We start from the raw sequence: 22,277 nt of genomic DNA, 5'->3' as shown, positions 1-22,277 counted from the left end.
GATTGCCGCCATTAGTACTTTATTTCCTCAAGTGTCGATTCCCCTTTAGAATAATCATCACAAGTCCATTCCCATTTCTCGTTTAAAATTAATTTTTCACCATTCAATTCAATAAATGATTCGCACTTTCCAGTTTTAAAATCTCCATTTTTATTTTGATGTTGATATGTAAAAAAAAGATTCTCATTCGCTATACGACCAGAAAGCGTTCCAAATAAAATTTCTCCACCATGATAGGTTGCCCAAATCACATTTCCTTTTTGTCGATATTCAAACAAAGTGCTTGAACTTACCTCCCCATTGTTTGAACTGGAAATTGATTTAAAATTTTTGCCGTTTAAATTCAATTCCTTCTTTTCAAAAGGTTCGTTAATTCTGTCTCCTCTTGTTGTAGGTTGGGAGATGACTATAAATTCTAAATCAGTAGATTTTTCATTTTTAATTTGGTGAACAACTTGTGGATAAATATGAATTCCCTCGCCTTTATTTACTTCTAAAATTTCATTTTTCAATTCAAAAGTTGCAACACCATTCAATATGTAAAAATATTGTTCGGAAAAATTATGATAATGTTTTTGCTCAGATGTATTGGCAGGCATTAATTCTTCTATTACGCTTAAATTTTCTGATTTCACAAGATGCCATCCACTACACTTATTTCCCCAATTGTAATATTCACTATTTTCTTTTGATTTCTTCATTTCGGTAGTAATGGCAACGGTTTTGATTATGATTAGTGGCGTGGTTTAAACACTAAAACTTAGCAAATAAATCTCGAATAGAAAATCCGCGAGCCTCGACGCTTCGGGCTTCTTAAGTAGACGAGTACTAGCCAATTAATTATACAAGGTGTTGCCAGTAGTGTTTTCTTTTATTCCCAGGTTTTTATAAATCAATTCGTATTGTTTAAAGTCGCTAAATACAGTTTTTGCCCCAATTTTTTTAGTTTATTGTTTTTAGAGTTATCAATTCCGATAAATTCTATGTTTAGTTTTTTACACGTTAAAAAATCCCAAGTTCCATCTCCAAAGTAAATTATTCTATCAATTTTATTTTTCCGATTATCGCTTAATTCTTGTATTACTTTTGATAATATACCTTCTCTTGTTTTAAAATGATTACTATTTCCGACAGCAAATTCAGCAGCGTCAATTCCAATAGATTTCAGTTTGAGATTTGCTGATTGTTCCCAACCACCAGTTGCAATTCCAATTGATATATTTGACTTTTTACTTAAAAAAGTAATGAAATTTAAAGCACCTTCTATTTCTTGGAACTGCTTTTCGTTTACTTTTGATTCAGAATGTAATTGTGCGACAAATTCCGAAATCATTTTTTCATACTCAATTTCAGTCGGAATTCTATTCCAGTTTTTTATAATAATTTCTTCCGTAATTCCCCAATCAGTTACATTGGTCAATTCAGACCAATTTTGATAAGAAATATCAATTCCAAAAACAATCTTAAAAGCATTAATAAAACATTTATCGTCAACTTTTGTTGTGTTTGTTAATGTTCCATCTATGTCGAAAATTATTCCTGTCATTTCGGCTCATACATTACTTCCAACTGGTTTATATGTGTATGTTATGATAGTTTTTTAAAACCTTATATCATAGCGTTAATCTTATCCTAAGTTTGAGCGTTGGTTTTGACTCGGCATCTATGTAAAAGCGGTGTATTCGGCGAATATCTCAAAGTGAGTAACTTTTTCAGGGAAATCAATCAAATAGTTTTTGTCTTCTGGGTAATATTTGGCTTTTTCAAAATCATTCCCTGCAAACCCCTTGATTACCTCCATATTTTCCCAAAAAGTGATTAAATCGAAATAGGCATAATCAGTATCGGTTCGTTTTAAAAAAGTCAATCTTATAAATCCATCAACTTGAGAATAGTCGGGAATTGCTTTGACTTTCATAAAATCAGTATATTCATCTAAATGCTCAATTTTTGTTTTTCCTTTCCAAATTCTTGCAATCATTTGTTTGAGATTATATTTTCAGCTTTAATGTTGTTCGGCCTAGGCTTTATTCGTTTTAAACTCCATACGCTTTTTCGCACTTTCAATCTGTTCTGCTTCCGTTGTTTCTGGATAGAACATATATTTTGGTGCGATAATTGGCTTAACTTGTACCAAGGTGATTTCTGTTATCGTTGCAAAAGGAAAATTTCCACCTGTCATTTCAGTCAGTATTTTTTCCATTTCCAAGAATTCAGAATCCGTTTTTCCAATGATTCTTGCTTTCCCTTTCAATTGAAACCCTTTCTGCACTAGAATGTCAATAAAACTCAAACAAACATTTTCGTTTTGCCTGATGTTTCGAATTGTTTGCGGCGAAGCGATATTCGCTATAATTATTTTGTCCGTTCCATAATAGTTGAAAATTTCTTTTGGCGAAACATTCGGTACATTTTCGGTCGATACTGACGCAAGCCAACAGAGAACACTTCTGTTTATATATTCCTTAATTTCTGTCGTTAATTTCATTTTTTTAGCTTGCAAATAACTATCGGATAGCATCATGTGTTATCTACGGTTATTTCTTTTCATTTAGCCATTCAATTGCTCTATTTATTGCTTTGTCTTTGTCTAGTTCTATTTTTGGCTCAAACTCAATCATTTCATCAACATCTACAAAATTGTCGTATACCTTTGATTCTCGGTCTTTATAATAACTAACGGAAATAGACATCGCTGTTAAACTATCAATTTGTTTATAATCGGTCGCGGTAACCAGACCCATCGTTTTGTTTCCGAAAAATTTTGTTTTCGGTCGTTTTTTTAAAATCACGGCCAACGCTTCTCCTGAACTTGCAGTATAAAAGCTTGTCAAGACTGCAATTTTTTGAACTTCGGAGATTGGGCATTTGTTTTCTATTGCCACATTCTGTTCATCATAGAAGAAGTCTCCATTTTTAATTTGCCAAACAGAGCTTTCTTCTTCCGTAACTCCTTTTGTTCCACCAACAATACCATCTCCTATAATATTTGTTATTCCCTCAACCATAGGAAACATATTTCCGCCACCATTATAGCGTAAATCAATAATCCATTTTTTTGCGCCCTTTTCGATTACTTGGCAAACTGCATTTTGAATATCGGCTGACATTTTTTGATTGTCTCCCACGGGTAGCCCAACAATTCTAACATATCCTATATCATCTTCTAGATTGAGCGCCTTGAATTCATAAACTTGTATAGACTGGATTTCATTATAAATTTCTGAACTCATATTTTTTCGGTGCTCTTTCTTCTCCCCGGTATAGTATGATAGATATTGATTGTTGTGAAAAACACGACCATGCGTATCATTCAATTCTTTCAGCATTAAATCGAGCGCTGGTTTTAATTGCGATACGGAATCTGCATCTTTTGCAAGTGAGTACATCTCTTTTTTTAGCGAACTCCAATCAACAGTTTTTCTGTACAGCGAATTATTCTCTGCATGTTCGATTATCTTATTAAGGGTCAATTCCGTTTCAGATTTCTGTGCACAGGAAGTAAAAGAATTTGAAAACAGAAAAAGTATTAAAATGTATTTCATGGATTGTTTTATAATGTTACGTACTTAAATGGCTATAGTTCAAAACTGTTAACTTTGTTGGTAGTCGCCTTTATTAAAATTTCACTCAGTTTATTTAAAGTGAAATCTAACTTTTCTGTATCTAAATAACCAAAACCTAGTCGAAAATACCTTTTAGGCTCGCCAAACCATTCTCCATTTGCGATTTGAATTCCTATTGCTTTGGATAAAGAATAAAATTCTTCAATATTATCTTTGGCAAATCGTTTCTCATTTAACTTTATGCAGCACAGTGCGCCAGCTTTAGGCTCCGTCCAATTGACTAATTCATTATTTTGTTCAACCCAATTTTTGGTTAATTCTAATCCTGTTATCGAATGGATTCTTCGATTTTCTAAAATTTCAAATTCTTTGTTAAGCACTTTCAATGCTACAAATTCATCCAAAACAGAATTTGAAATTACTGTATTTGTTTTAGCGACCCCAACTTGTTCAACAAATTTCTGATCACTCGATTGAAGCCAGCCAATTCTTAATCCTGGCGTTCCATAAGATTTGGACAAAGACGAAATGGTGATAATATTCTCTCTTAAACCAGCGTAGGTTTTAATTACATCATTATCTCCATATGTGGCTTCACGATATGTTTCATCAATGATTAATTTACAATTTGGATATTGATTATTTAATCGCTCTGAAATTTCTAATATTTCCTCTTTGCTATGAATTGTTCCCGTTGGATTTAAAGGAGAAACCAAAATAATCAATCTTGTTTTATTTGTTATCAAGCTGAATAACTTATTTATGTCTATTTGATATTCCTCTTCGAATGAGAGCTTGATTAATACTCTTTTAAACCCTAATCCCTCAATTAGATCCATAGAAGGTGGAAAGTTAGGCTGTACTGTAATTACTTCATCACCATTCTCACACAAACAAAGCATAGATAAGAAAATACCAAAGACAGCACCATTTGTGATTACTATTTGATTTTTATCTACATTTAGTTTTTCCCCTATTTTTTCCCGCAACTTTTTATTTCCTTTTGAAGTTCCGTATTCGAGTTTTAGATTTTTTAATTCCTTTGAAAACTCATCATCCCAAATTTCATTAAGAATTAAATCCTTGTTTGTGCTTTCAGCGAGATTAAATTCTAATCGTTCATCTAAAAGTGTAACTATATCATTTATGGGAAATTTCATTTATTTTTTGTTTGATTGATAATAATCTAAAACATGCTTCGGAATTTCCATTTTGTGTGGTAAATCCTTATCAGGAATTGGGTATTCTGCGACTTGTTTTAAAGGGACTAAACCAGCCCAAACATCTAATTTGTAATCTTCTGGTTCGTCAGCAACACCAACATCCCTTATTTTAGCAGAAGCGGTTTCAATAGTCATTTCCACCACCATTGTTCTGTCCAACTCTTCAGTATGCATTGGTCTAATGCCGTGCCAACGTCCTTTCATCATATGTTCCATAAAACAAAAAAGAGCTGCGTCTTTTTCTTTAGGATCTTCAATATTTTTAACCGACCCAAATACCGTAGCAGAGCGATAATTTACAGAGTGATGCAAGCCAGAGCGCGCTAAAACCAACGCATCTAAATGCATAACCGTCATGCTCACTTTTTTAGCAGCTATTAGAGCAAGCAACATTCTGTTAGCTTGTGAACCATGTAAATAAACTTTGTTGTCTTTTCTTCCATAAGCCATCGGCAATGAAATCGCTCTTCCTTCATAGACATAACTTACATACCCGATAAAACCAGCATCTAAAATGGCATTGATTTTTTCAACATCATAAGTAGCTCTTATTTTCCCGCGATTTACCCTGTTTAATTTCGATTTTGAATACTCCCCCATGCTTTTATTTTTTTAGAGAACACTATATTTTCATATCCTTTTCCGTTCACTATAAAGTTTAGTTCCCCAACGTTTTTAAATTCATTTCTTTTATAGAATCTTATGGCTCTATTGTTTTTTATGTAAACGGAAAGCCACATCGTATCCAATTGTAGCGCTTTGGCTTTCTCTTCAACAAAAGTTAGAAGTTGTTGTCCTATTTTCAAGGGTATGAAATCATTCAAGATGTAGATCTTTTCTAATCGGCAATTGTTTTGTGAGGCAACACTTTCGTGTATTGCGTTTAAGACTAATTTTGCATAACCCACTGGTAAATCATCTGCATACATAATATAGAAAAGGTTCTTCGGATTGTTTATGTCTTCTTTCGTTTTAGAAACTGAAAAAGCAGCGTTGATATATTTTGATAAATCGTTTTTATTGTCAATAAAATCTCCATGGGATTCAGCGTATGTTAGTCGTCCTAATAGCGCTAAAACTTCTGTGTCTGCTTCCTTAGCTGTTTTTATTTTAATCATTATTTATTCGTAATCTTCTGATGTGGTACCCATGAAGAAATACAGCAATGGCACAGCCTATGACTACTGGAGTAGCACTTATTAATGCGCCATAAAAAATGTAACCTACATTGGCGATCAGCGAAATCAACCTTAGCTTATATTCCCCTTTTGTAGACATTGAATATAAGTTGATTGCTAAAGCAACATAACCAATACTATCAATTAAAAGAGCATTCATATTTTATCTGTTTTCAGGAGGAATACTTTTGAATTTATCTGAATTTATTTTAGCTTTTTCTAAATCTTTTGGCTTAAAAACAGGTTTGGAAGAAGCTGGGTATTTCTCAATCTCTTTTTGTGGGCGAATGGGGCGTTCCACAAAATCTCCAGTACAACTTGGGCATACATTTTCAAAGATTTCAAGAGCACATGCTCTGCAATAGGTACATTCAAAAGAACAGATCATTGCATCGGTTGATGTGTTCGGCAAATCTTTATTACAATGCTCGCAATTGGGTCTTATTTCTAGCATATAAATATTGTTATACTTGTTTTTATTGCATCTTTAAACCTCATTACGAAGTTTTAATGCATAATTCGGGTTTAATTTTACCCATATGTAATCGTCGATTATTTTTCCATTTTTTAAGACAGCTTTTTTTCGAACACTTTCTAAGTAATATCCGTTCTTCTCCAATACTTTCATTGAAGATTTATTAAATTCAAAAACTCCAGCAACTATTCTTATGACATCAAAATGTTCAAATGTATAGGCTGTCATTTTTTTTACTGCTTGAGTAGCCAAGCCCTTACCCCAGAACTTTTTAGAAATAAAATACCCGATTTCAGCATTTAGGCGAAAAACATCATCTTTTACCGTAATGCCTATTTCTCCCGCTACCTCATTATTCCAATAAATAAGAAATCGCTCTGCTGGTTTTTTTTCAATTTCTTTCTTTATAAATTCAATAGCATCTTTTTCGGTGTATGGGTTTGGTGTTTTATCATACCCGTTATCAAGGATTTCAGGAACATTCTTCATTTCAGCAAATTCTTTGGCAAAATCAATACTGTGTGGTTTGAATCCCATCATTTTTTTCTGCTTTTACAGTTCAAAACTATTATATTTATGGACCCCTATAATCGTCCAGAATAATTATAATAAGTAGTCCAGATGTTTCCATATAAAACCAGTATTCAATTTGATAGAAAAAGCAACCAATCTTTATATCTTCAACTATCAAATCAAATTATTCAGTTTATTAAAAACCAAACTTTAGCGCCCAACACAAAACTTCCCGGCAGCAGAACTTTAGCAGAACAGTTAAAAGTTCATAGAAAAACAATCGTTGCTTGTTATGAAGAGCTATTGTTACAAGGTTGGGTAGAGAGTGTTCCTAAAAAGGGAACTTTTGTGCTTCGTAATCTACCTGTTTTACATCATCAAAAATTGGGTGATCCTGTAGTTTTGGATTTTAAAAAAAGTACAAGTTTTTCTTTTTACAAGAACAGTATTTTACCTGAAAATCTTGCGGAAAAGAAAGAAGGTTTGATGTATTTGAATGATGGAATTTCAGACGCAAGATTAACACCTATAGATGAAATCGCAAGAACATATAGAAGGGTTTGCGCCAAAAAAAGGTGTTCGAACATTTGTCTTACGGTTCTACCTATGGCAATACTGCGCTACGAGAAGTTTTAGTTGATTATCTGAATGCAACTAGAGGCTTGCATATCGCCAAAGAAAATGTATTGATTACACGTGGCAGTCAAATGGGCATTTGGTTGTCGTCGCAGTTATTGCTTAAAAAAAATGATGTTGTTGTCGTTGGAAATACTAATTACGATTCAGCTGATGCCACTTTTTTAAATCAACAAGCAAGGCTTATACGCGTTTTGGTAGACAAGCACGGAATTGTAACCGACGAAATTGAAAATCTATGTAAACAACAACAAATTAAAGCTGTATACCTAACATCGCATCATCATCATCCAACAACGGTAACACTTTGCGCTCAAAGAAGAATTCATCTTTTAAACCTTGCCAGACAATATAATTTTGCGATTATTGAAGATGATTACGATTACGATTTCAATTACAATCACGCTCCAATTTTGCCTTTGGCCAGTCACGATACTAACGGAAACGTAATCTATATCGGTTCTGTTTGTAAAACGGTTGCTCCGGTTTTTAGAATTGGTTATTTAATTGCTTCGAAAGAATTTGTAGATGAAGTAGCTAAATTAAGGGGCATTGTAGATCGGCAAGGAGATGCCTTATTAGAATTAACATTTGCTGATTTTATAAAATCGGGCGATTTAGATAGACATATTCGTAAAGTGATGAAAATTTACAAACAGCGACGTGATTTGTTCTGTAAACTTTTAAAAGATGAATTAGGCGGTTTTTTTCAGTTTGAAACTCCTAAAGGAGGAATGGCGGTCTGGACCAAGTTGAATGCAAATTATTCGTGGGCAACTATTTCTGAAGTAGCTAGAAAGCATAAACTAGAAATTGGAGATTGGCAGCGTTATGATACTGCTAAATTAAAACACAATTATATAAGAATTGGTTTCGCAGCCTATGACGAAGAAGAAATTCATGAATTGATAAACAGGTTAAAGAAAACAATTAATGAAATCAAGATAGATTAAAATGAAAAAGCCTTTGATTTCTCAAAGGCTTTTAGCGGTCCGGACGGGACTCGAACCCGCGACCCCCTGCGTGACAGGCAGGTATTCTAACCAACTGAACTACCGAACCGTGGCGTTTAGCGTGTGCAAATATACATCGCTATTTCAATTGCACAAACAATTTCACTTAAAAATAAATGGCCTAAAGAAATTTTTGTCGTTCCACCATCAATGTATTCAGAACCTTCGAAAAATTAGATTTGACATCGACACCGACATATTTAATTTTATACTGGGCACATTTTAGTTTTAGTTCTTCAAAATAGGTGTTCATATACTTTTCATACCCCTCTTTTACAGTATCTGAATACAAATCGATATGTTCACCGGTCTCTACATCAAAAAAACGTTTGGGCGTATTTTCGAAATCAAAATGCAGTTCGGTCGAGGTATCCAACAAATGGAATAACACGACCTCATGTTTGTTGTATTTTAAATGCCGTAACGCATCGAATAGTTTTTCATCTTCGGTCGCGGTCTGAAACATATCGGTAAAGAGAAAGACCAGGCTTCTTCGCTTTAATTTTTCGGCAATCAAATGCAAATAGGTATACGTCTCCGTCTGCTTTGCCGGTTTCGTATCGAGACTTATTTCGGATAATTTTGCCAACAACATCTGATGATGCCGTTCACTACCTTTTTCGGGATAATAAAACTGATAACTATCGGAGTAAACACTCAACCCGACGGCATCCCGCTGTTTTTTAAGAATGTTCATCAAAGCCGCAATCGCCAAGACTCCAAAGCCTATTTTGTTCAGATTGCCTATATTCAAATCTTTCACTTCAGGGTAGTACATCGAGGCGGAATTGTCCAAGATCATGTGGCACCTCAGATTGGTCTCTTCCTCGTACTGCTTGGTATAAAGCTTATCGGTTTTGCCAAAAAGTTTCCAATCAATGTGCTTTGTGCTCTCACCGGTATTATAAATCTTATGCTCTGCGAATTCCGCGGAAAAACCATGAAACGGACTTTTATGTATTCCGCTAATAAATCCTTCGACGACTTGATTGGCAAGAAGTTCCAAATTTTGGAATAGTGTCGCCTTATTTAATTCGGATTGGAGGTTCATGCTACTAAGATAGAACAAAAAAAGACCCAACTTTCGTTAGGCCTTTTTAAAAGATTATTGGATTTCTTTTTTATAACACCGCGTCGATAGCATCAGTATAGACTTTCTTCGGGGAAACCCCTACTTGTCTATTTACGATTTCGCCATCTTTAAAAACCAAAACGGTAGGTATATTTCGTACGCCGTATTTCGCAGCGAATTCTTGGTTCGCATCCACATCGACTTTACCGACTACTGCTTTTCCTTCGTATTCTTGACTCACTTCATCGATGATCGGGCCGACCATTCTACAAGGTCCACACCAAGCTGCCCAAAAGTCTACTACTACGGGTTTATCACTTTTTAATACTACTTCGTCAAAAGTAGCGTCTGTTATTTCTAATGCCATGTTATCTATTTTATTGGATTGCACAAATTTAGTCAAATATTCTTGTGTTTTCTTACTCGAAAGATATTCGTTTTGACTATAACGATATTTACGGAATTTATGGGTTAGCCCGTCATTGCGAGCCACGAGCACGAAGTGGGAAGCGCCGAGGTAATCCATCGAACACATAAAACAATTCGGAAAGATCAGCACCCGCGTTTAAAATAAACAGATTGTCCTGTATTGTCTTTGGCGAACTCCACTCACGAAGACGGATTAATTCAACTTATAATGCACTTCTTTTTCTGTTAATTCGGTCAAGAGTTCACTTGAAATCTGCACTTTTTGCTTTCTGCTCAATAAATTGACCTTGATCTGTTCTTCCATCTCGTAAACGACGAAGTTCAAGGCATGGTCTCCTTTATGGGAAATAAGTGTGTCCTTTAACTCCGAAATACCTTTCTCCTTTAGTTCATCGATGTTCAATTTGATCGTCAATTTTTTTGCATAAGTTTCCATGACCTCTTGCAATAACATGAAGCTATTGAATTGCAATCGAGGGTCTCCTTTTTGCCAGTATCTCGATTCATCCATCCCTCACGGACGAATACTTTGACGTACACGAAGGAATTGATCATCAAAAAATGTCGGTATTTAAGGTACTCTTCCCCAAAAATTCGGAACTCGAAAGTATCGGTGTAGTCCTCAACAGTAAACAGCGCCCAACCTTTTCCGTTTTTCGAGATACGATGTTGCACATCGGTAATCACTCCGGCGAAAGACAACTCCCGGTTTACATAATTCTCCAATTCACTGGCACAGGAAACACTGGCATTGCAAAAGGCATTGATCTCGGTCTTAAAATCATCCAACGGATGTCCTGAAATATAAATGCCCACCACTTCTTTTTCTCGTCGGAGCTTTTCCATTGTGCCCCATTCTTCACAAGGGGGAACGGTCGGCTCGGGAATTTGTACTTCACTCGCATCACCAAACAGACTTACCTGTGACGAGTTTTCGTTTTCCTGAAATTTTGCACCATACTTAATGACCTTCTCCAAAAAGGTAATTCCGTCACCGTCATCATGAAAATATTGGGCGCGATGCGTGGTTCCGAAGGAATCGAATCCGCCAGCAACGGCCAAATTTTCAAAGGCCTTTTTATTAGACGCACGCAAATCAATACGTTTGGCCATATCGAAGACCGATTTGTACGGGCCATCTTTCTTTCGGTTCTCGACGATAGTTTCCACCGCCGAACGACCAACACCTTTAACGGCACCCATACCGAAACGTACGGCGCCATCTTTGTTAACGGCAAATTTATAATACGATTCGTTGACATCGGGGCCGAGCACGTCGAGGCCCATACGCTTACATTCTTCCATAAAGAACGTAACTTGTTTGATGTCGTTCATGTTGTTGCTCAACACCGCCGCCATATATTCGGCCGGGTAATGCGCTTTTAAGTAGGCCGTCTGGTACGCGATGTAGGCATAACAAGTGGAGTGGCTTTTATTGAAGGCATAGGATGCAAAGGCTTCCCAGTCTTTCCATATTTTTTCAAGGACGCCCTCAGGATGTCCATTGGCCGCACCCCCTTCCAGAAACTTAGGTTTCATCTTTTGCAGGACGGAGAAAATCTTTTTCCCCATTGCCTTCCTTAAAACATCGGCCTCGCCTTTCGAAAAACCTGCCAGTTTTTGGGAAAGTAGCATGACCTGCTCTTGATAGACCGTAATACCATAGGTTTCCTTAAGAAACTCTTCCATATCCGGAAGGTCATAGGTAATCTCCGCCATTCCGTTTTTACGCGTAATGAAATCGGGAATATATTCCATCGGCCCCGGTCGGTACAAAGCGTTCATAGCAATCAAATCATCGAAGACCGTCGGTCTAAGATTTTTCATGTGCTTCTGCATTCCAGGGGATTCGTACTGGAAAATCCCTACCGTATCCCCTCTTTGAAAAAGCTCGTATGTCTTCTCATCATCCAGTGGAAAATCATCCGGAACCAATTCGATACCATGTTTGGCCCTTACGATTTTGACCGTGTCCTTAATAAGTGTCAGGGTCTTTAATCCCAAGAAATCCATTTTTAAAAGTCCCGCACTTTCTACGACGGAGTTGTCGAACTGGGTAACATACAAATCGGAATCCTTGGCCGTGGCCACGGGAACGAAATTGGTTATATCACTGGGAGTAATGATAACTCCACAGGCATGAATACCAGTATTTCTGAGCGACCCCTCAAGTACCCGGGCCATTTTCAAGGTCTGCGCCTCTAGGTCATCGCCCTCTGCAATGTTCAAAAGTTGGTTGACCTTTTCCAATTCCTCAGAACGGAACCTCTTTTTAAGTTCGGATTCCTCCACTCCGAAAATCTTGGCAAGTTTCGACATGGTGGGAACCAATTTGGCGATACGGTCGGCATCACCTAAAGGAAGGTCCAAAACCCGAGCCGTATCGCGAATCGAGGATTTTGCGGCCATGGTACCATAGGTTATAATCTGCGCCACCTGATTGGCCCCATATTTTTTAATGACATAATCCATCACACGACCTCGGCCCTCATCATCAAAATCGATATCAATATCGGGCATCGATATACGGTCCGGATTCAAAAAACGCTCAAAAAGCAGATCGTATTTTAGCGGGTCGATATTGGTAATCTTTAAACAGTAGGCCACCACGGATCCCGCGGCCGAACCTCGACCCGGGCCGACGGAAACATCCATATTTCTCGCTTCACGGATAAAATCCTCGACGATCAAAAAGTATCCTGGATATCCAGAATTCTCGATGGTCTGCAGTTCAAAATCGATGCGTTCCTCGATTTCTGGAGTGATTTCGGCATACCGCTGCTTGGCACCCTCATAGGTAATATGATGCAAATAGGCATTCTCGCCACGTTTTCCAGCATCTACCTCATCTTCGGCAACTTTGAATTCTTCAGGAATATCGAACTTGGGCAAGAGCACATCGCGCGCCAGATCAAAGGCTTCAATCTTGTCCACGATTTCTTGAACGTTCAAAATGGCCTCGGGCACATCCTTGAACAGTTCTTTCATCTCGTCGGCGGACTTAAAATAGTACTCCTGATTGGGCAGTCCGTAACGATAGCCTCGGCCTCGGCCTATTGGAGTGGCCTGTTTTTCTCCATCCTTCACACATAAAAGAATATCATGGGCATCGGCATCAGCCTTGGCGCAATAATAGGTATTGTTCGAAGCGACCAATTTTACGTCGTGTTTTTTGGCAAATTCCAAAAGCACTTGGTTTACCCGGTCTTCATCTTCTTGTCCGTGGCGCATCATCTCGATATAGAGGTCATCACCAAATTCTTGTTTCCACCAAAGCAAGGCCTCCTCGGCTTGGTTTTCGCCAACGTTCAATATTTTTCCGGGCACTTCACCGTAGAGGTTTCCGGTCAAGACGATAATATCCTCCTTGTACTTCTTAATGACCTCCTTGTCAATTCTCGGCACGTAGTAAAATCCATCGGTATAGGCAATGGAAGACATTTTGCACAAGTTTTGATAGCCTTTTTTGTTCTTGGCCAACAGCACGATCTGATAACCATAGTCCTTGACATTCTTGTTCGCATGGTTTTCGCAGACAAAGAATTCGCAACCGATAATTGGCTTGATTTCTTGTCCCGTAGGTTCCTCGCCATGCGCTACCGCAATTGCATTTTTCTCTTCAATACTTTTGTTATGGGCCTTTACTTCTTTGACAAAATGAAAGGCCCCCATCATATTCGCATGATCGGTCAGGGCTACCGCAGGCATTTTATTTTCAGCCGTGGAACGGATTAAATCCTTGATATTGATTGTTGACTGTAAGACTGAAAATTGCGAGTGATTGTGAAGATGAACAAATTGTGCATCTTCAAGGGTTTTAATATTTTCTTTGATTTCTTCTTGGGAAACTCCGCCCGTATCTTTTTCCCAAAGGGCATCCGCTATTTTTTTGGAAGTTTTTTTTAGGTTGATATGTTTTAAGCCGATGAGCCGGATCTCCTGTGGGTTCGCCTCCGAGAAATTCTCAAAATAATCGGGCTGTACATCGAGTTTTTCAGTGGGATAATGCTTTCTTCGGATAAGCTCCAAAAAACATCGGGTCGTCGCCTCGACATCGGCGGTGGCATTGTGCGCTTCGGAAAAAGGTTCGTTGAAGAGGTATTCATGCAATTCCGTTAAGGTGGGAAGCTTGAACTTGCCACCCCGACCACCGGGAATTTGACAAAGCAATGCCGTTTCTTCGGTGCAGGTGTCCAAAACGGGAAGTTCCTGCAACGGATTTTCAACGCCCATTCGGTGGAATTCCGCCCCCATAATGTTCAAGTCAAAGCCCACGTTCTGCCCGACGATAAATTTTGTCTTCGCCATGGCTTCGTTGAACTTCTCCAAAACTTCGGATAAGGGAACCCCATTTTTTTCGGCCAAAGCGGTAGAAATACCATGAATCTTTTCCGCATCATAAGGAATATTGAAACCTTCGGGCCTTACCAAATAGTCTTGCTGATCCACTAAGTTGCCCATCGCATCGTGCAACTGCCATGCAATTTGAATACAGCGTGGCCAATTGTCGGTGTCGGTAATAGGGGCATTCCATTTTTTAGGGAGGCCGGTGGTTTCGGTGTCAAAAATCAGGTACATGCAGGGTATTTATTTGAACAAAAAAGTACCGCTAAAAATACTAAAAAGTATTGCTTTACTAAAAGTGAGTTGTTATGAGTTATCAACGTCATGAAATTGTTTTCTTCTTTTCCATCTATACTGTAATGACTATATTGAAGACTCAGAAAATACTTTAAAATGAAAAATAGTTTATCGGCATTGGCCATAGCTTTACTCATCTCTCTTTTTGGATGGAGCCAGAAAAATGAAGAAAGACCCCCAAACTTTATCATCATCTTCGCCGATGATCTCGGCTATGGCGATTTAGGAGTGTTCGGCCACCCTACCATTAAAACGCCCCATCTCGACCGTATGGCGGCAGAAGGCCAAAAATGGACGAACTTCTATGCTGGCGCAAGCGTTTGTACTCCCAGCAGAGCAGCTTTGCTGACAGGCAGATTGCCGGTTTGAAGCGGTATGGCCAGCAATAAACATCGCGTGCTGTTTCCCGACTCCAAAAATGGACTACCCGCCTCTGAAATTACGTTGGCCGAGCAGTTAAAAACGGTCGGCTATAAAACTGCAGCAATCGGCAAATGGCATTTGGGGCACCAAGAACAATTCCTTCCCACCAACAACGGATTCGATTATTATTTCGGAATCCCCTATTCCAATGATATGGATAGACTTCAGGGCGTGAAGTATGACGACTACTGGAAACGACCAAACGACAGCATAAAAACCGAACACTTTAATGTGCCATTGCTGCGCAACACTGAAATTATCGAAAGGCCTGCAAATCAACATACAATTTCCACCCGATATTCAGATGAGGCCATTTCCTATATAAAACAGAATAAAAACAAGCCCTTTTTTGTGTATTTGGCGCACAATCTGCCCCACATTCCACTTTTCGTGTCCGACAAATTTAAGGGCAAGAGCAAAAGAGGATTATATGGAGACGTGCTTGAGGAAATAGATAACGGAGTCGGAAAAATTTTGGCGACATTAAAAGAAGAAGGTCTGGCCGAGAACACCATTGTTGTTTTTACCTCGGATAACGGCCCTTGGCTACCCTTTAAACTCAACGGTGGCAGTGCCGGACTTTTGAGGGCCGGAAAAGGAACAACCTGGGAGGGAGGCATGCGCGAACCGACCATCTTTTGGGGGCCAGTTCATATTAGTCAAGGAGTCATAGATGACATCGGCTCCACCATGGACCTTTTTACTACGTTCAGCAAAATTGCCGGAGCAAAATTGCCCGACGACCGCATCATCGATGGTGTCGATTTGAGCGCCACCTTGTTTGAAGGAAAAGTGAGTCCGCGTGAAGATATGTTCTATTACCGAGGCACCGAACTGTATGCGGTGCGGCTTGGCGACTACAAGGCCCATTTTATAACCCAAGGAGCCTATGGTGAATTCGGAGAAAGACAAGAGCATGACCCTCCGTTGCTTTACAATTTGAGCCACGACCCTGGGGAAAAATTCGACGTCGCTAATGACCATACCGAAATAATCGATAAGATAAAGTTGTTGGTCGAGGAACATGAATCTAAACTTGTAAAAGGCAAGGATATGCTCGTAGATAGGGAATAGATTTGCATAAAAAAATCCGGGCGTCCCCACGCCCGGATTTTCTATTGATTTGGAACTTAAAACGATAAGGATACCATTTCCTCATACGCATTTGATGTATTCAATGCCGATTCGATAGCATTTCTTTGTTTGATGAGCAAAGTCTTAGTCGATGGCGGCAGTGCCATATCGGAATCTGTCAAAATTTCGTCATATTCCTTAAGACTTGCTTTTTCCCCTCGTTCAACTTCTTCCAAGATACGTTCTGTGTCGTCACTTGACAAAGTCGAAGTTAACTTCATCCATGTTCTGTGTAAATCACCTTTAAAGCTTCCACCCTTTTCAGGTAACTGACCGAATTTCATAATCTCGGATTTCAGTTCGTGCCCAAAATTATAGCGCTGTTGCACCTTGTCGCCCAAAAATCTTTTGACCGATGGATTGTCGATCTTTTCTTGGGCCAATTTGTAGCCTTTCTCGGCATCGTATGTTTTCTCCAATAAATCGTTTAGCTTGTTTGAAATTTTTTCTGTATATTTCATTTTATCTCTTATCATTTAAAAGTTCCTAATGGTTATTGCCTCTCAATAACTCCATATATAATATAAAGGAAAACATCCCCAAAGTCAAGTATTTACGGGGGTTTAGCATAGATTTAACGGAATAGGTACCGTTGTGTTAAGGGCTTTTAACAAAACCGTGTATTTTTCTCGAAATAATTTGATGATTACCTAAAATAGAAATCCTATATTTGCATCCGCTTAAATAAAAGCGGTTAAAAGATTCCCGCCTTCGCGGGAATGAAAAATAAATTTAGATTGAATTAATAATCAGGGTCGGGAACCCTACAAATTAATGTGAAATGCCAGTAAAAATCAGATTACAGAGACACGGTAAAAAAGGAAAACCTTTCTATTGGATTGTAGCAGCCGATAGTCGTGCGAAAAGAGATGGTAAATTTTTGGAGAAATTGGGAATCTACAACCCAAATACCAACCCTGCTACCATCGAACTCAACATTGATAATTCGGTACAATGGTTACAGAACGGAGCACAGCCTACCGACACTGCCAGGGCCATACTTTCTTATAAAGGCGCTATGCTAAAACATCATCTTTGGGGCGGTGTTCGTAAAGGCGCGTTGACCGAAGAACAATTGGAAGAAAAATTCAACGCTTGGTTGGAGGAAAAAGAAAAATCGGTCGGTGCCAAAATCGAAGGATTGGACAAAGTGAAAGCCGAAGCCAGGAAAAAAGCATTGGCGGCCGAGAAAGAAGTGAGTGAAAAACGTGCATTGGCAGCCGTTGAAGCCGAGTTGCCCGAAACCCCCGAAGGAGAAAGTGCCGAAGCAGAGGTCGAGGCAGTAGCGGAATCGCCTGAGGCGGAAGCCGCAGTCGAGACAGCTTCGGAAACAGCTGAAGCTCCTGCTGTTGAAGAAGTGGTAGAAACCCCGGAAGTCCCCCAGCCCGATGCCGATAATGCCGACCATACTCCTGTTGCCCCAGTGGTTGAGGAAAAGGTAGTTGAGGCCAATGACGATATGGAGAAAGCACCTAGCGTTGAAGAGGTTATCGCCGAAAGCGATGAGGAAGTAAAGCCTGCTCCATCCGCTGAGGAAGAATAAGCATTATAAACGATGCGCAAAGAAGAGTGTTTCTATCTCGGCAAAATCGTTTCAAAATATAGTTATAAGGGCGAGGTACTCGTAAAAATCGATACCGACGAACCAGAATTATACGATGATTTGGAATCAGTCTTTGTCCGCCTTTCAGGTGACAATCTGGTTCCATTTTTTATTGCACGATGTCGGCTACATAAATCAAATCTCCTACGAATCGATTTTGAGGAAGTTAACGAAGAAGCCGATGCCGACCGTATTATGGGTTCTGAATTATATCTTCCTTTGACATTCTTACCAAAATTGGAAGGTAACAAGTTCTACTTTCATGAGGTTATCGGTTTTACGCTTCTAGATTCTGTTCATGGAGATATCGGCAAAGTAGTAAGTGTCAATGCCACGACCGCCCAAGCACTCTTCGAGGTCCAAAAAGCAGACAAACAACTATTGATTCCCATCAACGATGAAATTATCACCAAAGTCGATAGAACGAACAAAGTCATCGAAGTCGTAACTCCGGACGGGTTAGTAGAGCTTTATCTTGAATAAGCCGAGATTCATTTTGGGACTAGCCTAAGGCAGTTCTACAGAATTCCAAACACTTTTTTACCTCCTGTACGGCATCGGAACCTTCGGGTATCTCATATTCCAATTCAATGGTGGCCGGAAATTTGTAGCCGTTGTCACGAATCAATTGTAAAGCCTCGGCAATTGGGGTATCTCCAGTTCCCCAAACCACGTTTCCTTTGCCATTCTCAGGAGTTGTCCGATCTTTTGTATGCATGCTCATGATATTTGCATGCTTGGTTTTTATTATTTCCAAGGGCTCGGCGTTACCCGCCGCAACGTAATGGCCCAAATCTAAATTCAATGCATTATGTTCGGATTGTTCCAAAGCCGTATCCCAAAAGGTCGGTGTTTGTTGCTCGTGACCATGATATCCCACATATATACCATGCTTTGCCCCCATGGCGCCCAGTTTTAGGGTATGGGCATCATCACTAGGGTGTTCTAAGGTAATATGCGATGCTCCTAAAGCTTTTGCCGCTTTCATGCCCCAATTGATTTCAGCATTGGTATTATTTTTTCCAAAAGCATTTGGCTTGAAGGCATAAATTCGTACCCCGGCATCATTGTACATTTTTTTAAGTTCAACGAATTTATCCATGGAAACCCTTGAGCGCCATTCGGCAACCTCTTTGTTGTATGCTTCCATAGTTTTTCGCATCTCGGCCAACTTTTTTTCCTCGGCCTCTGAAATAGTCCCCTCCCTTTTAGCTCTCATTAGGCCCCATAGCGCACCTCTTTCAAAAGGACTCTCGGGTCGACCTGCAAAAGTTTCGACCGGGTCGCCCATCAGTTCAATGGCATTTATACCACAATCAAGCACATATTTTAAAGTAGCCTCTGCACTTTGATCAGGCATACTGCGAAAGGAATAGGTAATGACCCCTATTTGAACACCATTGATTAACGAATTGGGTTTGTTATAGTTTTTCAACATCGAGGGTGCACCGAAAAGTGATGGGCCAACAAGGGCTGAACCTACAGCCATTGTAGCTGTATTACGCATGAACTTCCTTCTACTGTTTGATTTTTTATCCGATTTCATAATATGATTGTTTTGATTCGTGTTTTTCTAGAGATTTTTTTCATTATTCGCACCATAAATCTTCATTTGCCGTATTGACCATGGGATTTCAAAATCTTCCTGCGGACCAAAATCTTCCAGTAAGGTAATCCGCAAAAATTTTGCGTTAACGGAATCGAATACTATGGAAATATCGGCATGATTCCCTTTATTTTTATCAATTTCCTTCCATGTATTGCCATCCATAGAGGCTTCCAATACATAACCACGGGGAAATGTTTGCAGGGGTGGTGGCGCATCGGGGCGCCATCCCCTCGATATCGGAGTGGCATTAAAATGGAGCTCGGAAATATTCATTTGTTCTGGAAATTCGATTTGAAACCACATGCCTTTTTTCTGGTTCCCTCCCGTGCTCCAACCTTCAAAATTAAACGCACTGGCAGGCGAAGCCCTACCACCGATCCGGGTTGGAACGGAATGGCTTGCCGTAATCTTCCAATCGTCCGCAGGCAAAAGAATTTGGGGAACGGATTTCATAAGTTCCTCATATTTATAGGGTCCTTCTTGATCTTTGGTCTTTGACCGTAGTTGAGCAACATCTTCAGCGGTTATCATGGTCGCATCATTCGAGAGATTCGTTCGAATGTAGGAGGTAATCGCGGCAATCCATTCATCTGTTTGTTCTTTATTACCCACCATGATTCCCGCAGGATACGTTTTGCCGTCCAAGGGACCTTCCATACCATGCATGACCGTTTTGATAATATATTCTGGATTCGACTGCACCCTAGCTGAACCGGTCAGTGGCGGGGCCATGACCGACCCTTCCCCTACGGGAGTTCCGTTACCATCATTGCCATGGCATTGTACACAAAGTTCGTTGAAAATTACCTTGCCTTGCTCCAAGGTCGATTTTTGGGCCTCTGAAATCTTAGAACCGGGTATTTCCCACCAATTTCTTACTTCAGGCGGATTCAATACTTGGCTACCTATGGTCTGTACTCCCTTTGTCTTGTTTGTTTTGAGTAGATTTTTCAAATGGAGTTCTAGCCCTGGAACCTTTAAGACATTGGCGGTGAGTATAGCCTGTATCGCGACATTAGTATCTTCATCCTTCAATAATCGAAAATATTCATCGGATAACGATTTATTCCCAGCCTTATATAAACTCTCACTGGCCCGTAGCGCTTGAATACGCATTCTCGGGCTCGGGTCATTGAACAACTGTTGCGTCAATTCGGGTGTAAGTTTTCCCAACCCCTCTAAACACCAAAGGGCATGAAAACGGGTCAAAAGATTTTTATTACCCTTGACCATGGTTTCCAATTGGGGGACGACGCTTTTATCTTGCGCCAATACAATCAACTGCTGCGCTTGGTCGCGCCACCATCCGTTGGGGTGTTCCAAATGCTTGATAAGCTCTGAAGGTGATTCATCGAACATGTTTGGCTTGGTCTTGTCCCGCTCCTTACTATCATGCGTAATTCGCCAAATTCGACCCAACTGGACGACCTTGTCCAATTGATACTGTTTAATTTTAGCTCGCAAATATGTCCCTTCTTGTGCCCAATTGCCCTCCTGTATGATACCATGGTACATATCTGCAATATATAACGTGCCATCGGGCGCGGTTGCCATATCCACTGGCCGAAATAGAGGATCTGTCGATTTCAAAAATTCCGAATTTTGATCTTGATATGGGTTGTGTAACGTGGTCAAACCCTCGGTAACGATAGGATCGACCTGACGCACGATCCGCGCAACAGGTTCTCCGTAGAACAATTGGCCGTATAGCTCTTTTGGCAAACGATCCCCCGGTAGATATCGTTACCTGCGGCACCGGTCACGCGCCTTGGCCCTCCATGGTTCTCACGTACCCGATCCATACCTTCTTGAAGATCCCCGACCAGTATCGCAGCACCCCAAGGCTCTTCGAAACCTTCGGCATAGTTGTTCTCATATTTAAAATTGCCATAATGCACCGGAAATTGAAACTGAGAGGGTAGGCCACTTGCCCCGCCTAAAAACCAAAGCTTACCATCATCATCGTGGGTTACGCCCCACTGTGCACGGTTGTACCCGGTATCTTCCCGAATGATTCCCCTCGGGGTTTCCCTTATTCGAAAGGCGTTGTAGGTACTGTAAAGCCAATTATCCATATTATAATACATAAAGGCTTGTTGATGTTCTACATTGCCCGAGCGGCCATATTTATTGGTGAAAAATTCTTTTTTATCGGCCTTCCCGTCTCCATCGGTATCGGTGAACTTATACACATTGTCCTCATCGGAGTTCATGGTCAATACCGCATCTTTTCCATAGGGCAATACAAATCTGGGAAAGATCAAGCTATCTACAAATACGGTTCCTGTTTCATAGATTCCGTCATTATCGTTATCGGACCAGCGCGAAATTCTGCTCTCTGGCTCTAGGGTGCCCTCTGAATCGACGTTCAACATATAGGTACGAAGCTCCAGAACGAACATGCGTCCGTTGCCATCGAAAGCGATCGCCCCCGGTTGTTCTATTTGTGGCTCGGTAAGTATCGGTTCTATGTGATACCCTTCGGGCAAAATGAATTTCTTCGCTTCTTCTTCAGGATAAAGGGGAAGTACAGGTTCCTTTGGTTCCAGATCGACCCCCTTCCAATCTTCATGTTCGGGATCAGCACCCTCCGGAAGTGAAAGTCTGGGCAAGGTATCCGACATTGAGCCTATTACCTTGTCAACCGGATGTGGTTCTTTTTCCTTTGACGAGCAACTAGTTAGGAAAACGATCAAACTTATAAGAACCAATTTCATAAAACGAACGAACCCGTTCATTTTTTTGGTAAGATATTCAAGATA

The 22,277-nt window shown here is 39.8% G+C and carries 19 protein-coding genes, 1 tRNA gene and 4 pseudogenes; 6 read left to right on the top strand and 18 right to left on the bottom strand.

Translation table 11 applies throughout. The annotated features are described in order from the left end of the window. Window positions 1-11 precede the first annotated feature (11 nt). The 10 genes from N8A86_RS11225 to N8A86_RS11180 all read right to left on the bottom strand — a co-directional run bounded on the left by N8A86_RS11225 (window position 12) and on the right by N8A86_RS11180 (window position 6,982). Window positions 12-701 carry a cupin domain-containing protein gene (locus N8A86_RS11225; RefSeq protein ID WP_273565463.1) on the bottom strand — a complete coding sequence of 230 codons (690 nt, stop codon included), beginning with the start codon at window positions 699-701 and terminating at the stop codon, window positions 12-14. 191 nt (window positions 702-892) lie between these two features. After that, on the bottom strand, window positions 893-1,546 hold the full coding sequence (locus N8A86_RS11220; RefSeq protein ID WP_273565462.1) for an HAD family hydrolase: 654 nt from the start codon (window positions 1,544-1,546) through the stop codon (window positions 893-895). A gap of 117 nt (window positions 1,547-1,663) precedes the next feature. Next, entirely contained in the window at window positions 1,664-1,981 is a 318-nt protein-coding gene (locus tag N8A86_RS11215; protein WP_273565461.1) for an antibiotic biosynthesis monooxygenase, read from the bottom strand. A gap of 39 nt (window positions 1,982-2,020) precedes the next feature. Continuing rightward, window positions 2,021-2,503, bottom strand: a complete 483-nt coding sequence (locus tag N8A86_RS11210) for a pyridoxamine 5'-phosphate oxidase family protein (protein ID WP_273565460.1) — start codon at window positions 2,501-2,503, stop codon at window positions 2,021-2,023. A 34-nt stretch (window positions 2,504-2,537) separates the two neighbouring features. After that, window positions 2,538-3,545 carry a S41 family peptidase gene (locus tag N8A86_RS11205; RefSeq protein ID WP_273565459.1) on the bottom strand — a complete coding sequence of 336 codons (1,008 nt, stop codon included), beginning with the start codon at window positions 3,543-3,545 and terminating at the stop codon, window positions 2,538-2,540. 32 nt (window positions 3,546-3,577) lie between these two features. Further along, window positions 3,578-4,726, bottom strand: a complete 1,149-nt coding sequence (locus N8A86_RS11200; protein WP_273565458.1) for a pyridoxal phosphate-dependent aminotransferase — start codon at window positions 4,724-4,726, stop codon at window positions 3,578-3,580. Beyond that, the gene (locus tag N8A86_RS11195) at window positions 4,727-5,389 is read right to left on the bottom strand and encodes a pyridoxamine 5'-phosphate oxidase family protein (RefSeq protein WP_273565457.1); all 663 of its coding nucleotides are present in this window, start codon (window positions 5,387-5,389) and stop codon (window positions 4,727-4,729) included. Continuing rightward, a complete protein-coding gene (locus tag N8A86_RS11190; protein ID WP_273565456.1) occupies window positions 5,362-5,907 on the bottom strand; it encodes a GNAT family N-acetyltransferase in 546 nt (181 codons plus the stop codon). Before N8A86_RS11190 ends, N8A86_RS11195 begins: the two co-directional genes overlap by 28 nt. 223 nt (window positions 5,908-6,130) lie before the next feature. Then, window positions 6,131-6,421 (bottom strand): DUF1272 domain-containing protein, encoded by a 291-nt coding sequence (locus N8A86_RS11185; protein ID WP_273565455.1) that lies wholly within the window; start codon window positions 6,419-6,421, stop codon window positions 6,131-6,133. Between the two features lie 33 nt (window positions 6,422-6,454). After that, entirely contained in the window at window positions 6,455-6,982 is a 528-nt protein-coding gene (locus N8A86_RS11180) for a GNAT family N-acetyltransferase (protein WP_273565454.1), read from the bottom strand. 81 nt (window positions 6,983-7,063) lie between these two features. On the opposite strand from N8A86_RS11180, the gene N8A86_RS11175 reads away from it, so the two are divergent. Further along, entirely contained in the window at window positions 7,064-7,591 is a 528-nt protein-coding gene (locus tag N8A86_RS11175; RefSeq protein ID WP_273565453.1) for a GntR family transcriptional regulator, read from the top strand. Beyond that, window positions 7,531-8,544 carry an aminotransferase-like domain-containing protein gene (locus N8A86_RS11170; RefSeq protein ID WP_273565452.1) on the top strand — a complete coding sequence of 338 codons (1,014 nt, stop codon included), beginning with the start codon at window positions 7,531-7,533 and terminating at the stop codon, window positions 8,542-8,544. Before N8A86_RS11175 ends, N8A86_RS11170 begins: the two co-directional genes overlap by 61 nt. A 35-nt stretch (window positions 8,545-8,579) precedes the next feature. On the opposite strand, the gene N8A86_RS11165 is transcribed toward N8A86_RS11170, so the two are convergent. The 4 genes and pseudogenes from N8A86_RS11165 to dnaE form a co-directional block, all read right to left on the bottom strand. Further along, window positions 8,580-8,653: transfer RNA gene (locus N8A86_RS11165), tRNA-Asp, on the bottom strand. 72 nt (window positions 8,654-8,725) lie between these two features. Further along, window positions 8,726-9,655 (bottom strand): DUF58 domain-containing protein, encoded by a 930-nt coding sequence (locus N8A86_RS11160; protein ID WP_273565451.1) that lies wholly within the window; start codon window positions 9,653-9,655, stop codon window positions 8,726-8,728. A 70-nt stretch (window positions 9,656-9,725) separates the two neighbouring features. Beyond that, window positions 9,726-10,043, bottom strand: coding sequence for a thioredoxin (trxA, locus tag N8A86_RS11155; protein WP_273565450.1), 318 nt, complete (start codon window positions 10,041-10,043; stop codon window positions 9,726-9,728). A gap of 255 nt (window positions 10,044-10,298) precedes the next feature. Beyond that, window positions 10,299-14,683 (bottom strand): annotated as a pseudogene (gene dnaE / locus N8A86_RS11150) (DNA polymerase III subunit alpha). Window positions 14,684-14,842: 159 nt separating this feature from the next. On the opposite strand from dnaE, the pseudogene N8A86_RS11145 reads away from it, so the two are divergent. Both N8A86_RS11145 and N8A86_RS11140 read left to right on the top strand, forming a co-directional pair. Further along, window positions 14,843-15,883, top strand: a pseudogene (locus N8A86_RS11145) (sulfatase family protein); the annotation flags it as partial. Next, on the top strand, window positions 15,860-16,243 hold the full coding sequence (locus tag N8A86_RS11140) for a hypothetical protein (RefSeq protein WP_273569062.1): 384 nt from the start codon (window positions 15,860-15,862) through the stop codon (window positions 16,241-16,243). The pseudogene N8A86_RS11145 and the gene N8A86_RS11140, both read left to right, overlap by 24 nt. 56 nt (window positions 16,244-16,299) lie before the next feature. Here N8A86_RS11140 and N8A86_RS11135 read toward each other — a convergent pair whose 3' ends face one another. Further along, window positions 16,300-16,764 carry a ferritin-like domain-containing protein gene (locus N8A86_RS11135; RefSeq protein ID WP_273565449.1) on the bottom strand — a complete coding sequence of 155 codons (465 nt, stop codon included), beginning with the start codon at window positions 16,762-16,764 and terminating at the stop codon, window positions 16,300-16,302. Window positions 16,765-17,084: 320 nt separating this feature from the next. Here N8A86_RS11135 and N8A86_RS11130 point away from each other — a divergent pair. Further along, window positions 17,085-17,678: pseudogene (locus N8A86_RS11130) on the top strand (30S ribosomal protein S16); the annotation flags it as partial. 180 nt (window positions 17,679-17,858) lie between these two features. Further along, on the top strand, window positions 17,859-18,389 hold the full coding sequence (rimM, locus tag N8A86_RS11125; protein WP_273565448.1) for a ribosome maturation factor RimM: 531 nt from the start codon (window positions 17,859-17,861) through the stop codon (window positions 18,387-18,389). A 19-nt stretch (window positions 18,390-18,408) separates the two neighbouring features. On the opposite strand, the gene N8A86_RS11120 is transcribed toward rimM, so the two are convergent. The 3 genes and pseudogenes from N8A86_RS11120 to N8A86_RS22025 all read right to left on the bottom strand — a co-directional run. Next, entirely contained in the window at window positions 18,409-19,452 is a 1,044-nt protein-coding gene (locus N8A86_RS11120) for a sugar phosphate isomerase/epimerase family protein (RefSeq protein ID WP_273565447.1), read from the bottom strand. Window positions 19,453-19,479: 27 nt separating this feature from the next. After that, window positions 19,480-20,130 carry a discoidin domain-containing protein gene (locus N8A86_RS22030; protein WP_430682201.1) on the bottom strand — a complete coding sequence of 217 codons (651 nt, stop codon included), beginning with the start codon at window positions 20,128-20,130 and terminating at the stop codon, window positions 19,480-19,482. Then, window positions 20,128-22,139: pseudogene (locus N8A86_RS22025) on the bottom strand (DUF7133 domain-containing protein); the annotation flags it as partial. The pseudogene N8A86_RS22025 and the gene N8A86_RS22030, both read right to left, overlap by 3 nt. Window positions 22,140-22,277: the final 138 nt, after the last annotated feature.

The organism is Maribacter halichondriae, assembly GCF_027474825.1.
GTDB lineage: Bacteria > Bacteroidota > Bacteroidia > Flavobacteriales > Flavobacteriaceae > Meishania > Meishania halichondriae.
This window is presented reverse-complemented; position numbering and strand designations above follow the sequence as displayed.